Source organism: Psychromonas arctica (genome assembly GCF_038155225.1).
Lineage (GTDB): Bacteria > Pseudomonadota > Gammaproteobacteria > Enterobacterales > Psychromonadaceae > Psychromonas > Psychromonas arctica_B.
Window position 1 is genome coordinate 43,138 of the sequence record NZ_JBAKBA010000002.1, and the last position, 15,458, is coordinate 58,595.

Sequence of the window (15,458 nt, forward strand, 5' to 3'; positions counted from 1 at the left end):
TTAAAATAGCTTTAGTTATCTTCCCTTAGTTATTAAGGGAAGATAACTCATATACAGATAATCTCACCATTAAATATCGCCTAATTTATATACAAATAAAGCAAATAACAACGACCCCTTCCCATTAAAACTAAATTAAACCTAATGTTCCTGTGATCTTGTCATTATTACTAGTAAGGTAAAAAGACATAATCGGTGTTGCATATGACATAGAAACATCAATTATTTATTTGTAATACAATAGGCCTGATAAATCAATTAATCAGAACTAGCTCACACCTTTTGACAAGCAACTTTTATTATTTCCATTATAATAAATTCCAACACTTATTGGAGAAAATATGATCACTTTAGGCGAGTACATAATTGAAAAACAGCATGATTTCCCAGAAGCTAGCGGGGAATTAACAGGTTTATTAGGAGCGATTCGTTTAGCTTCTAAAATTGTTAACCGTGAAATTAATAAAGCAGGTATTGCCAATATTATTGGCTCAACCGGTGTTGAAAATATTCAAGGTGAAACACAACAAAAATTAGATTTATATGCAAATGACAAATTCAAAGCAGCACTTGAAGCGCGCGGAGAAGTTTGTGGTGTAGCTTCTGAAGAAGAAGATGATTTTGTAAGCTTTGACAGTGCTCGTGGCGTAAATAGTAAATATGTTGTATTAATGGATCCTCTCGATGGCTCTTCTAATATAGATGTCAATGTTTCAGTAGGTACTATCTTCTCAATATACAGACGTATTAGCCCTGTCGGTACACCTGTTATCCTTGAAGACTTCTTACAGCCTGGTATTAAACAAGTTGCTGCAGGTTACGTTATTTATGGTTCTTCAACAATGCTTGTTTATACAACAGGTAATGGTGTTCATGGCTTTACATGTGATCCTTCTCTAGGTGTCTTCTATTTATCACATGAGAATATGAAACAACCGACCACAGGAAAATGTTACTCGATTAATGAAGGTAATTATTTAAAATTCCCATTGGGTGTTAAAAAATACATTAAATTCTGCCAAGAAATAGTCCCTGAAGATAATCGTCCTTATACATCTCGTTACATTGGTTCATTAGTAGCAGATTTCCACCGTAACTTATTGAAGGGTGGCATATTTATGTACCCTTCTACTGCACAAGCACCTGAAGGTAAATTACGTTTATTATATGAATGTAACCCAATTGCATTCTTAGCTGAGCAATCAGGCGGTATTGCAAGTACAGGTTCTAAGCGTATTATGGAAATTGACCCAACTGAACTACATCAACGTGTCCCATTCATGTGTGGTAGTGCTGATATGGTAAAAGCGGCTGAAAAAATGATACAAGATAACCCTGAAGGTTAATTTCATTTAATTATTCAGTAGATATCTATATCACTCGATAAAATACCAAACTAATGTTTGGTATTTTTTTATCTTCATTTTATGTAGTGATAAATTACCGGGAATGTTTAACCAATAAGTATAGACAAGATACAACGCATAAAAAATTTTACTCGTAGTAGATTATTATACCAATCAAAGTAATTAACTGATCTATTTTACTGATTAAAATAACTTATTGTTTTGTTGTAAATTTCGTAAAGAGAACAAATAATTAAAGTATTAACATTTTTTAGCTCATTCCCCGACAGGTGATTAACGAAATTAATATCCGAAAAGACTCAATTTACGCCTTAAACTAAGTTATTTTTCCTGCTTAAAATTTAGATTACTTATGTAACGTAATTGGCATTAGATGTTATTCAATAAAGATAAAATGAAAGTTTTAAATGGATGATATTAGCAAGTTAATAATCAATAAAAATAGAACAGTAAAAATGTATTGTATATATTGATCTTTATATACTGAACGACACATCTAATTTGTATGATTTATTACTTTATTTTAATCTTTATTAAAAGAAATAAAATAGTGAACATCAACACTAAATCAAAACAATCAACTAGTATAAAATATCTAAATATATTTTTTATAAATTAAATAACCGTATCTATTTTATTTCCTTTACTACCTTCAGGAATTGGAGGAATAGACTCTAACAGCTGTGTTGCATGACGCTCTGTTTGATCTATATTCTTTTTATGTAAACTAATATTTACAGTATCTAGCGTGTTAATTTTAGTTTGCTCTGTCAATACACTAGCAAGTACTTTGATATCCATAACTTTCCTCTGATTTAAATGGCCTCTAATTATTTATCGGCAAAGAGATAATTTTCTTAAGTTATACTTTTACTTTGATACCCTCAATACCTTATTTTATTTAACTTCCTTTGTTTAACGTAATGGTATTGTTATACCAATCACTCTAATTAACTGATCTATTTTACTGGTTAAAATAACTTATCTCTTCGTTATAGATTTCGTAAAAGGAAAAAATTAAAGTATTAACAACTTTTAGTTAATTCTCGAATGACGATTAACCGAGTTAATCTTTGAAGTACTCAATTTACGCTTTAAACTAAATCATTTTTACTGCTAAAAATTTAGATCACTTATTTAATCTAATTGGTATTAATTTAATGTTTAATTCGCGCCACAATATTTTAAAAGTAAATTCAACACCACAATAATCAAGCTTTAGTGTTAAAACGTAACAAATATTTTATTAATTTATTTTGCTAACAATCTCGTCATTATTTTGATTTAAGTCGCCAACGATCACCGCGCAAATTATAGTACCAGTTATAATGGCAACGAGAAGCACCACTAATATTTCAAAAATATTAATAAAATTAATATCAAAAGTGAAGATATATTGGCACAGGGTCTCATATAAACACCAGCAATGTTCCGATGACTATTGCAAACTTAAGTACCAATGTTAGAGAATAAAATTTTAATGATTTTAACCATGCGGGATTCTTTTAGATAATTTTTGTTTTATTATTTGGGTTTTAATGCAGAAGAGTATCAATATTTATAATAACTTAAATTTATTCAATTGAAATTCTGTTGCGTTAATATTGCAAAGCAAGCTACCGTAAACGAAGCAATTCAGGATGATAATGATCAATCTTTATACTGACATTAAACATTATTTTAATTTTATTGTGATAGATCACATCTTGATATACCAAAGCGCTTAATGATCTGTCATATTGATGTCATTTATACGATTTATTTTGATCAAACACTTTAATTAGGAAAACACATGAAATTCACAGGATTATTTTTAACATTAGCAATCAGCCCTTTTGCTTTTTCTGGTGAGATAGTGGCAAGCAAGGATATCCAAGTATTAGCATTAAATGGAGCAAAAGTCTCAAGTTCATTTTTAAGCGTAAAAAATATCAAAGCCGAAGACGGTAATCAACAAGTTGTTGTTAAGTATTCAACTAACTTTAGAGATGGAGGCTTATTAGAAAGTAGACCTTATATCCTTACTGTTGATGTTCAAGGAAAAACCGAAATAACCACTAATAAATTATATAGTTATGCACAAGCATCTCAAAAGTTAAGAACAGGGCTAGAGTGGTTCGTGGAAAATGAAAAAGAACAATATCAAGTTAAAGCGGCAGAACAACTAAAAGGAGATGGCTTTATTCCTTATAGTGATATTGAAGGTTTAGTTAGCACTTATAATAATGACAATGATATCGAGGTGACTTCAAACTCGGTTAAGAAAATAACAACTAATAGCTTAATCCAACAATATAAAGCTGCTGATATTGAACAGAAAAAACAATTTAAAATGTGGTTAATAAATAGCGAAACAAAATAACCAATTATTTTTAAATACCTTTTTAATTTTTTTAGATCTCATAAAAGCGTTAAAAAGGTAACAATATCCTTCAATTAACACTTATTATGCTTCTGTTTTATGAGCTTTAATTCTAATTTTGTAAACTTAATAGATAAGAAAACACAAGGAGATTCATATGGTCACTGTTGAGACCCCTGCGAGCTTCCAATGGAACGATACCAATAGTCTTTGGGTAAAAAACTATTTGAGGCCTAAGAGTGACTTACTAACAACACTGACCGATGGAATTGACTTAGATCTTAATGATATGAGCGAGGATAAGTTTAAGCAACTTTGTCAATTACTAGAGACATCAGCTGAAGGTCGAGAATTACGTAATAAAATGTTTAAAGCTTGGCGTAGTAAAAAATCACGAGATAGTGATAACGGAAAAAAATTATTTACCTTCAATCTTTCTATAAAAGCCGGAGAACAACTTAAAAAAGTAGCTAAACAAGTTCCTTTAAATCAAACATTAGAAGCTTTGATTTTTGCGGGGAAAACTAACAATGGAAATGATGAGCAATTACACCAGCAACTTAAACAATACAAGATTGAAAATAAACGTCTTCAACAGCAACTAAATGATCTACTCCAAAAAACACAAGCGGTAGATGACGATGCTGAAATTCAATCGTTAATTAATTCAGATCTACAAGTTACTGAATTAGCTAAGTTAGAGAAATCAAAGTTAATAAAACAAATTTTAATGTTAAAAAGAAAAAGCTAATTTTTGTTAATGCATTCTTGTTTAAGAGTAGAAATACCAATAAGAATTAATAGACAAACAAAATCGTATAAAAATACATCTATTTTTTGTGTTATTTTGTTTTTTATGTGATATTTTCTATGTAGTTAAAAGCAATCTCCCTATACTGTTTAGCTTAAACAAGGATGTTTTGTAATGACATTGAAGAAGAATTCACTGCTTAAATTGGCTATTTTATCTGCTTTACCTATCATTTCACCACACGCCTCTGAGCTTAATTATTTATATAAAGATCAACGTATTATGGCAATGGGTGGTACAAATGTATCAGTCGGAGGTTATAGTAGTTCTCTTTTCTCAAATCCAGCTGGTATTGCAAAAGTAAGCAATAACGATGATTTAATGATCCAGTTATTTACAATACAAGCAAGTGGCGACAAAGATACCGGTCCATTTTTTGCTGATTTAAATGATGCAATAGACACGAATGACCGTTTTGAAGTAGTTCTAAAAATAGCTAAATACTCAGGAAAATCAATACACGGTGATGCTTCAAATTATAGTTCAATCACTAAAAAAAGTGGTCAATATACTTGGTCAATTGGTTTATTAGCTGCTCTTGATGTCAACTTCACTCCCTATTCTGATGAGGTAGAAATACAAGCTAGAACTTATGGTGGTTTAACAGGAGCGATAACATATACTTTCCAGCCTTCAAAAGTAGGTGAACTTTCATTAGGCTTAGGTTTAAAAGTTATCACACAACAATCTTATGAAGGTATATTAACTGCGACAGAATTAATATTTGAAGATGATTTAACAAGAAAAATTAAAAACGACTTACAAGATGATGGTGTGGCAACAAGTGTGGATCTAGGTTTTATTTATCAGCTCAATACAAATATTAAACCTTCTTTTGGCATGAGTATACTTAATATAGGTGAATTAGATTTTGATGGCCATTATGGCTCACAACCCATGACAGTTAACTTTGGAGCCTCTATTCAGCCCCAATTATTTTTTTCTAAACAGACGGTTATTGCTATCGATTATATCGATGCGTTAAATGCGAGTAAAACCAGGTATTATGATTCATCCACTGGCAGCTTTGCTTCAACTAAAAATAATGACTTTGAAGATAGACTTCGCATTGGTATTTCTGCTCGCGTTTTTGAGAATAGATGGTCTGCATTAGATTTGTTAACCGGCTTATATCAAGGATCTTACACAGCAGGCTTCACTTATACTGCAGATATGTTCAGAATTGGTTTTGCTACTTATGAAGAAGGCGTTAACTCATTACGTTCAACTGAAACCGATCGTCGTTATAATTTAAGTGCAGGTATTACTTGGTAAGTATATGAAAATTATAATACCGATTACATTAAATATGTTATCTAAATTTTGCGCTGGCAAAACAGTTCAATTCGAGGCGTAAATGGCTATTCACTTTACGAAATTTACAACGAGAATGCGAGTTATTTTAAGCAGTAAAATAGATAAGCTATTTATTATTATTGGTATAAGTAAACAATATAAGTAAATATTAAGCTTATGCAAAAAAGGGAGCACTAACATTAATTAGCACTCCCTTTTTATATGATTTTTTATTTTACAAGCACCACAATTTGTTATAACAGCCACAAGTAATAAGTAACCTTGATTAGCATAACCGAACTAAATCAGTGATAAAAAATAGCGCATTAATACTAAGTATTCCATGGATTACTTGGATCGTATGTAGGTTCATCTTTTTCTGGTTTATTAGTATTTACTTTATTATCTCGCATTGGGTGCTTGCTGCCTTGACCACGCACCTCTGAATGACGATGACGGCTTTGTCGTTTATCATTTTCACGTTCTTGGAATGCTGAAGCGGCTTTAGCTTGAGACAATTCAATAGACTCTATAGTTAATTTCATTGGAGATAGAGGCACAATACCATGCTCAAAGCCACGTTCTCTAGGGTCTAAGTGAAACTCGACTTCATTAGGCTTTGGCATACGTTTAAAACGATATAAATAAAAGCTCTCTAACTTTAAGCGAGCCCACTCTGTTTTTTGCAAAAACTTTAAACTACCTTTAATCGTTGGATTGATGTCAAAACACTTGAAGCGCGTTGCTGCAAATAAAATTTTCCAACCATAATGCTCGACTAATTCAGTCAATAAAGTTTCAGTTTTTAAACCATGAAGTGGGTTGTTTTGTTGTAATTCAACAGACATTTTTATTTGTATTCCTAAGGATAAATCGGTAAATCATTTATGTTGAAAGTTTATTATATCAGGCGATTTGAAATAAGCGTAACTTGCTTGACTGTTAAATTGAAATAGTTAGTTTCATATCGACATGTTCAATGTCATCTTCATCATAAGGCTCAGAAGTAGTAACAAACCCAAGTGATTGATAAAAGGCTTGTAAATGGGATTGTGCTGAAATTTTAATGACAGGCACTTGCATCTCTTCATTAATAAACTCGATTGTTTTGTTCATTAACTTTTTAGCTAAACCTTGATTACGTGAATATTCAGCAACAACAACTCGGCCTATAGCAACATCAGGATCAGATAAACCAGCGGGTAAAATTCGACAATAAGCGACTAGGTCATCATCTTCTTCTGATATGAGTAGAACATGAATTGATTTTTGATCTAGATTATCCATATCTGAATAAAAGCACGTTTGCTCTAGTACAAATATATCTTGTCGTAATTTTAAGACTTGATATAACCGTAAAGCCGATAGCTCTGAAAAAAACTTAACTTCCCAAGCAAACATTTTCTATTCCTTTTTCTAACGCTAATGCATATATACAAGCTTAATAAGCTGTTTTATTTAACGCCCCAAGGATTACTTGGGTCATAAACTGGCTCTTCTTTAATCGTACTTACTTTGTCATAAATACGGTATTTACATGCGATATCAACACGATCGATTAATGCATCAGTAATCGTATTAGGTTCTCCAGGCGATTGATCTTCCGGAATGTTACGATCTCTTGGCGGTTTGGCTAAAAACTTAGGCTCAGGATATGGGTACGCCTTAAATTCATATAAATAAAACACCTCTACTTTTTCACGAGCCCATTGGTTATTGCGTAAAAATTTAGACGTTGATTTCATCCCAGTATGAAAATTAAAGCGATCAATACAAAGCGCTTCACTTAAACCAGGCCAAGTATAATGGTCTGATAGTTCAGTCAGTAACACTTCAAGCTTCAAACCAAATAATGGATTGTTTTGTTTTTTAACGGTCATTTAATGCCTTATTAATAATTGGATCGTACTTTATGGTGTTACGAACGAATGCTCAGGTTGATAATTTAATAAGCTACTATGGACTGAAACACCTTGGTAGCTGAGTTGGTTTATTCGTGCTAAATAGGCTGCACCGGTTAACAAGTGTAAAGCGATATCAACCGCTTTACGCTGCTCATAATCAGATAAATAAGACTCTTTTACCCAACTATTAAACGCACCTAGACTCGGGCCTGCCCATATTTGATAATCCATTTCACGTCCTTTTTCGCCAATATTTGACCAACGTGATGATAGGCCTAAATACCAACGGAATATCAGCGCCATTTTACGTTTAGGATCGTTGATTGCTCTTGCCAACATGTCTGAATCTCGCTCATGGAAAAATGCTTTGGTTATTTCCCAAACCTGATCTAAATTTTGACGGAATATTTGTTTTTCTATTTTTTCACGCTCAAGTGTTGGGATGTCTTCGATACTCGCATAGTTACTATATAATTCATAAAGCTTATTCGCTCGCATAGCAAACATAGAACCACGTTTTACCACTTGTAATTTAACACCCATTTCAAACATATCAGCAGCAGGTGCCATGGTGACATCCGCCATTTCAACATTGGCTAATAATTTTCTAGTGTGCTCTGACGCCCCTGCTTCTACACAAGCTTGGTTCACCGAACCTAATACGATATAAGCTGCTCCCATATTGTAGGCGGCGAGTGCAGACTCAGGTGTTCCAATACCGCCACCCGCACCAACACGTAGCGGCACCATATAGTTATATTTAGCTTGAATTTGATCCCGCTGTTTAATAATAGTCGGCAGTAACGTTAGAAATGGACGGTTATCCGTGTGCCCGCCAGAATCAGCTTCTGCAGTAATATCGTCCGCCATCGGCACTTTTAGCGCGAGCTCAGCTTGTAATGCTGTTATTTTTCCTGCTGCTAATAACTTATCCAGAAACTTTTGTGGTGCCGGTGACATGAACTTCTCAGCCACTTCAGTACGTGATATTTTGGCAATTACTTTGTTATTAATATTAATACTACCGTCTGCATTTTGTGACAGCCCTGCAACACGGTAATGCACAATATGTTCAGTTAAAGCTAAAAAAGCCGATGCTTCAACAGTGTTTACACCTAACTTTAAGAAACGTTCAACGGCACCTGACTCTAATGCTTCTTCACTTGGTGCATGAATTAAATTCACCGCAAATGGACCGTGAGGTAATGCTGCTTGAATGCGTTTAATGGAGTCTTCAATGACATCAGGAATTAGCCCTGCTGCACCAAATGAACATAAGAAACCCGCTTGGCCTAAGGCAATAACCAATTCAACGGAAGCAATACCATTTGCCATTGCACCACCATGGTAAGCATATTTTACGTTGTGTGCCTTTTTAAAGGCTCCACTGCCTAATTCTTCTGCTTTAATCGCTTGTGCAAAAGCAATGACTGAGCTTTGTGCCTGTGCATCATTGTTGGTGTTCGCAAGCTCATGACATACCGCAATATCATCTTGTAATTTAGCAAAATAGAGCGGTTTATCTATCGCCAACAATGCTCTCTTTAAATTTGTTGCATCTTTTTTTAAGTTCGCTTCTTTAACAGACCAGTTCCAATCTACATTCACTTTATTAATGCTGATCAATGGCGTTTTATTCACTGCTTGCGTCATTATTTTTCTCTTTAAGCTTCAACAATACTCAGGACAATATCTTTCACTTGGTAAATACGTAAACCATCTTTCGATAAGTTTGCATCCCCTACTAAGCGCACTTCTGAGTCGGTTGTAATAATTTCTGTAAGATGAATATCTAAACTCATCTGTTTATTTAAAGGTGTAATTTGTCCACGGTATTTCCACGCCACTTTTGTATTAGACGTTGTAAAACGAGGGTTCTTAAATTGTTTCCCTAGGTCATTTGTCAAAGCATAACATTGTAATAGCTCAATGATAGCTTCAACACCTAATGAACCAGGCATAACAGGATCTTGATGGAAATGATAACGGAAGAACCAATCACTGGCATCAATAGTACGTTCACCATAGATGTAGGCGATCTTATGGTCACCGCCACCTTCTACAATGCTCACGGTATCAACGAAGTTTAATTGACCACCAGCAAGTCGATATGCAGGTTTTTTCTCGTCTACTGTAAACAGGTTATGTTGCTTGTTCGTTAAATCAATTTGTTTGATTTTTGCCTGTGGTATTTTGTGGTTAACAAACCAAGGTAAGGTGACCTTACCGTTATCGATGCCAAGTTGATTGGTTAATGAGTCAGCACTAAAGTAACCAAACACCGCACCACCTCGGTAAATAGTTTCACCGTCAACACTCAAATCAAAACTAAAGCTTTGAATGATCGCACCACCCGCCATACTCGTCGACAATAAAACGGACTTATTAATAACGGTTTTACCACGTAAATCAATACGTTTAACTAACTCGCCGTGACCATCTAAATTACGGAAATAAAGATCTTTATCTGGGTATTTTAACGTGGTCCCCATGTAAGCAGAGATAAAGCCATTCGGTTGTAAGGCAATTTCCATTAACAACGAGTAAGGCATCCAATCTTGATGGGTGTTGTTAGTAAAGTACCAAGCATCTTCAGGTACAACATACTCAGCAATACAGCTAGAAGGCGTTTTAAAGTCCATACGCTCTCCTTGCACATCAATGACTTGTGTTACCACTTGCAAGTCACCACAGGGCGTTCTTGGTGGTGTTCGACCTTGGTAAACATCAAAGTCAGGACCAAAACACTGACTTATATCACCAGTAGCAAATTCAAATAGATGCCACGGCGTAAACGGAACACTGTCAGGGGTTCTATTTTGTCCTTGCATTAATGGCGCTTGGAAATGCTTTATAGGCACGACACCTTTGTTAGTCGCTGCCGTCAAATCAGACTCAACACGCATCAAAGGTCGGTTAATATGTACAAAAGGTTTAATACCACGTTCGTCTGGTATGTCTAAACTCACCACCTCACCACTAAGTGGCGACTCAATATTGCCATCAAATAAGCTACTTTGAGATTGTTTATTTGCAGGTGATTGATCAATCAGCATGACGTTAGTAGGTAATTCCACTGGACATGGGCTGTTCTGATCTTGCTCTTTAATTTCCATACAGAGGTTTTTAAAGTCAACAACCACCTTACCATCAAGAATAATATCAATATTAGCTTTAATGAAAGGACGTGGGGACAACCCAATATCAGTGACTTCCATTCGATAAGTTAATGTATTAGTTTGCGGTCTCACTTGGCCTCGGCAACGAACCGTTTGAGCTTCACCTGCCATAGGTTGAAAACGTGCATTATTAACTTGCCCATTCATACCTAACCACAACATAAAGAACATCGCCATTTGCCCACAACCTTCAGACATGAGAGAGCCGGCCATCACTTGATCATCTTTAAAATGACAAGGGAAATACCAGTGATCTGGCGCTAATTCTTTTTGACCTTCTAATAATCCTAAGCCCCAATGACCGCCATTTCTATCAATCTTAGTAATGCGTTCGATCATTAAGAATTTTTCAGATGAAAACTTCAATGATGGATTACGACCTTGTTGATCATAGGCATCACCAAAACATCCTTTGATATCACCTTGTACGAGCTTCAACATATCTTGGTAGTTATAGTGTGTTTGTGTATTGTGAATTAACGGTGTAAATACTGATTTTTTAGCCGCATCTAATTGAGCTTTATCCGTTGCTGTACTGATCACACCTTTCCCGTCAGCTAACTCTTCATCGGTAAAGAACCCTGCGCAGCCATTACGCATGATCAGTACTTTTTTATCGCCAACATAACAATCGTAATGGAAGAAAAACAACAATTGCTCGCCATTTTTAGCGTAAGAATCAATATGAATTTCATAACGTAGCGTTTGACCGCCAAAGGCCATCTCTTCTAAAAAAGTCAATTCACAATCTAATAATCGATAAACCCGCTCGCCTTTGTTTTGAAAGTCGATGCCAATATAAGAGATCAGCATTAAGTCACACTGTCCAGATTCAACTGACACTGACCATGGAATTTGTCCATCAATTAAAAAAGGCGCATCTAATGGAATGTCATACTCTGTAAACATCGATGCTTTTTTATATTGATGTGTCTCCGCATCAAGCTCAGTAACGCGGCTGACTAATAAATAATCTGTCGTTGGTAAACGGACACGACGTTTATAGGTATCAATCACACTATATTCATCACCAAATACTTTCCCAATATCCCCTTCAGCAAATTCAACAAGTTGAGCAGTATCAAACACCACTTTTGTTGGTTTGTTGTATTGCTCTATTAATTGTAAATTTGGATAGTGATAACCACTCTCTCCTTGAATAGCAATGTTACCTAATTGCTTTATCGAGTCTTGAGGTTCAGTTAGCACAGACGCTTGTTGCTGATGATCTGTATGTTGAGGTTGTAAAGCTTGATGTTGTAAAGGTTGATGTTGTAAAGGTTGAGGCTGTAAAGGTTGAGGCTGTAAAGGTTGATCTTGTATCGATTGAGGCTGTAAAAGTTGAGAACCGATATCAGATCCTTTTACATTACTCTCAACTTCACCAGCAGAAACTTGTGCTTGTAGTTTAATTAAACTCGAAATCTGTTTTTCTGCCATAAAACGCGCACGTAAAAAAGCCTGATGGGTTTGACTTTGCTGTTTAATAGTATGACTGACATTAGTAAATACTGTATTTTCAGAGTTCAATTCTGTTTTATTTAACTTGGTTGTATTGTTCGGATCAGTCTCAGCTACAGAAGATAGTTGTGCTTTTGTTGGCATTTTTTCAGTCGCTTTTCTTTGCATTTTTTCAGCCATAGGATCAACATTAGAAAGATTAAAATTAGGTTTAGTGTTTGAATCAAGTTGCTTGTCGAGCTTATTGCCAAACTTATCATTAAATTTGTGTTGGATTTGTATCATCAACGGGTTGTTTTGCGCTTTACAAATAGAATCAAATATTGATTTTCGACCTAACGTCACTTTTTTAATTAAGCTCGGTTTGCTGATAACGTCCGACCTTGCAATGATTGGTTTAGTCGCATTATTATTTGAAAGAATGAGATGCGCAATACTATTGTCCATGCCTAAACCGTTGATAGCCACGAAGTGAGGAGAGGATGCGTTTTTAACGGCTAACACACTAGCAATTAAACTCACCATGCCCGATGCGTTGTAGCAATGTCCTGCAGTTTGTTTAGACGACACAATAGCAGCATTTTTATAATGATTAGACAGTGTTGAATATTCATTCGTTAGCTGATATTGACTACCCACAGCAAAAGCTTCAACTTGTGTGACTTGCTCTGGTGTTATATCTGCTTGTTTTAATGTACGCGTAATCAGTTGATCATTCGCTGTTTCATTACTATTTAAAGTACTGTTATTAGTAGTAAACAAACAAGCATCAATGTGGGCGTAAATCTTATCACTCGCAATTGATTGCTTAGTTTTATTATTTGCCTCAATATTAGCTTTATTGTTGGTTTTAAGAACAATTGCCCCTGCCCCTTCACCCACTAACCAATGAGTTTGCTGTGAAGGTGTTGCAGCGACGGATGCATGTTCAGAAACTGGGGTAAAGCGTTGTCTTAAACTGATATTTTCAAAACTACCCGCAAGATCAACACTCGCGAACACCACCGCTTCTACATCGGTTGTTTTTAATAAATTATCAGCAATATCAACACATTTATAAACAGAGTTTTCTTCGCTTGATACGGTGAATGCAGGGCCACTAAAGTCCCATAGTGCTGAAATCCTAGAGGCCATGATGTTACCAATAAAGCTAGTATATTGGTTTAACTGAGCAGGTTCATTAATGCTTTGTTTGCTTATATTAATCAGTTCAGTTAATTGTTGATCGTTAAGCTCAATACCTTGATCCAATAAACTTTGTTGTATTTGACTGTGTAAATTAACTCGCCCTCGATATTGATGTAAGTCTAGCTCTAATCCCATCGCCACTAATACAGCAACATTAGTTCCCGGCGTTACCTTTGCATCTTTAAGTGCATTATCTGCGACCTTCATCATTAATAATTGCTGAGGAATTAAGCTGTCTTGATCATTTGGTGGAATTTTGAAACGTAAAAAATCAATCTCAAAGTCACTTACATAATTACCTAAGGGTGCGTTAGACAAACCGACTTTATTTAATACTGATTTTTGTTGTTCTATTCCCTGCCATCGTTGCTTAGGTAGGGTTTTAAAAGCGTTTTGATTGCTTGTTAATAAGCGTTGATAATCAATGAGGTTGTCTATCGAACCAAAATGACAATCCATCCCAACAATGGCAAGCCGATCGACTTGATTTAATGGTTTGTCATTGCTTGTATTAGGTGTATCACCAGCTTGTAAAACAAGATGTGCATTACTACCGCCAAATCCAAAAACACTCACTCCAGCAGTTGGTTTATGCGTATTTTCAGGCCAGTTAATAGTGGTTGTCGGAATTTGTGCCGCTGAGAAATAAGCTTGTTGCGTAGAAATAGCATTATCAACATTGATAGTGGCTGGAATCACTTTATTGTTTAAGGCATAGATGGCTTTAGTCATCGCTGGCATACCTGCCGCTGTTAATAAATGACCCAGGTTTGATTTTGCTGAGCCCAACAAAGGTTTATGGTCATATTGACTAAAATATTGCTCCATAGAGCTTAATTCAACTTTGTCACCTTTTGGGGTGCCTGTGGCATGACATTCAATATAATCAACATGTAATGGATCTATCTGCGCATCTTTATAAGCTTCTTGATAGGCTAATACCTGCCCTTTGCTATTCGGGCTAAGTACAAACTCTCCTTTACCATCATTGGTTAATGCGCCACCTTTAATGACGGCATAAATATTATCACCATCATTAATAGCATCACTGTGTCGCTTAAGCAACATCATGCCTGCACCCTGTCCGGCAAATAAGCCTTGAGAGTCTTTATCAAAAGGTGCATGTCGGTTATTTTCAGGAAACGCTTGGAAGATAGAAAAGCCCATATTGACAAACAATGAATCAGCAGCAGACACCGCACCTGCTAACATCATATCTGCTTTACCTGTTTGCAAATAATCACAAGCCAATTTTACGCTATAGCATGAAGATGCGCAGGCTGCGTCTAACGCAAAGTAGTTAGCGCCTAATCCATTAACTTGCGCCAATAAAGCTGCAGGGTAACCAGCAACTAATGCATTTTCTGCTGAGACTTGTTTAGTTTCAGTATAGGCCTTTAGCAAGATGTTTTTATGTACCGTCTGTTGTAAAGCAAGTTCAACTACATCACGATACAAATCCATGAACAAATAATTAGATTGCTTAGTAGGAAAAGATAAATTCCCTAAAATTAAGCCACAATTTTTTAATCGTTCACTTTGCCAATATCCAGCATCTTGCAGAGCACGTTTCGTTACATATAAAGACCATTGATGTAAATCATCTAGTTGGTTTAAGTCCTGTGCATTAATGTTCGCAGAGCCTTTGTTTGATAGATATTCGGCGGCATCAAAGTGAAAGTCACGGATATAACCGCCATACAGACAGTAATACTTATCGCTTTCGCCCTTCTTACCCAAATATTGTTCAGGCTTAACGCCTAACTCCGCTTCAGTGATAGGTGTGCGGTTATCTTGCTGTTGTAATAACTGCTGCCAAAACTCTTCTGGAGCGCTTGAGCCAGGAAATAAATTAGCGATACCTATAACGGCGATGTTTTCCATAAATAC

Annotated in this window: 10 protein-coding genes; 4 read left to right on the top strand and 6 right to left on the bottom strand. The window is 35.4% G+C overall.

The window, feature by feature from the left end; genetic code table 11:
- Positions 1–341 precede the first annotated feature (341 nt).
- A complete protein-coding gene (fbp, locus tag V6255_RS01420; protein WP_137297410.1) occupies positions 342–1,346 on the top strand; it encodes a class 1 fructose-bisphosphatase in 1,005 nt (334 codons plus the stop codon).
- Between the two features lie 636 nt (positions 1,347–1,982).
- Here fbp and V6255_RS01425 read toward each other — a convergent pair.
- Entirely contained in the window at positions 1,983–2,168 is a 186-nt protein-coding gene (locus tag V6255_RS01425; RefSeq protein ID WP_160061884.1) for a hypothetical protein, read from the bottom strand.
- Between the two features lie 991 nt (positions 2,169–3,159).
- Between V6255_RS01425 and V6255_RS01430 the strand changes: the two genes are divergently transcribed.
- From V6255_RS01430 to V6255_RS01440, 3 genes are all read left to right on the top strand, one after another.
- Positions 3,160–3,729 carry a DUF2057 family protein gene (locus tag V6255_RS01430; protein ID WP_341626543.1) on the top strand — a complete coding sequence of 190 codons (570 nt, stop codon included), beginning with the start codon at positions 3,160–3,162 and terminating at the stop codon, positions 3,727–3,729.
- 157 nt (positions 3,730–3,886) lie between these two features.
- Positions 3,887–4,480, top strand: coding sequence for a hypothetical protein (locus tag V6255_RS01435; RefSeq protein WP_341626544.1), 594 nt, complete (start codon positions 3,887–3,889; stop codon positions 4,478–4,480).
- 174 nt (positions 4,481–4,654) lie between these two features.
- Positions 4,655–5,815 (top strand): hypothetical protein, encoded by a 1,161-nt coding sequence (locus tag V6255_RS01440; protein ID WP_341626545.1) that lies wholly within the window; start codon positions 4,655–4,657, stop codon positions 5,813–5,815.
- 353 nt (positions 5,816–6,168) lie between these two features.
- Here the strand turns inward: V6255_RS01440 and V6255_RS01445 are convergent, their stop codons facing one another.
- The 5 genes from V6255_RS01445 to V6255_RS01465 all read right to left on the bottom strand — a co-directional run bounded on the left by V6255_RS01445 (position 6,169) and on the right by V6255_RS01465 (position 15,452).
- On the bottom strand, positions 6,169–6,684 hold the full coding sequence (locus tag V6255_RS01445; RefSeq protein ID WP_341626546.1) for a VF530 family DNA-binding protein: 516 nt from the start codon (positions 6,682–6,684) through the stop codon (positions 6,169–6,171).
- 94 nt (positions 6,685–6,778) lie between these two features.
- Positions 6,779–7,237: a GNAT family N-acetyltransferase gene (locus V6255_RS01450; RefSeq protein WP_341626547.1), complete on the bottom strand. Its 459-nt coding sequence runs from the start codon at positions 7,235–7,237 to the stop codon at positions 6,779–6,781.
- Between the two features lie 53 nt (positions 7,238–7,290).
- Positions 7,291–7,716, bottom strand: coding sequence for a VF530 family protein (locus V6255_RS01455; RefSeq protein WP_341626548.1), 426 nt, complete (start codon positions 7,714–7,716; stop codon positions 7,291–7,293).
- A 30-nt stretch (positions 7,717–7,746) separates the two neighbouring features.
- Positions 7,747–9,393, bottom strand: a complete 1,647-nt coding sequence (locus tag V6255_RS01460) for a PfaD family polyunsaturated fatty acid/polyketide biosynthesis protein (protein WP_341626549.1) — start codon at positions 9,391–9,393, stop codon at positions 7,747–7,749.
- 11 nt (positions 9,394–9,404) lie between these two features.
- Entirely contained in the window at positions 9,405–15,452 is a 6,048-nt protein-coding gene (locus tag V6255_RS01465) for a beta-ketoacyl synthase N-terminal-like domain-containing protein (protein WP_341626550.1), read from the bottom strand.
- Between the last annotated feature and the right edge of the window lie 6 nt (positions 15,453–15,458).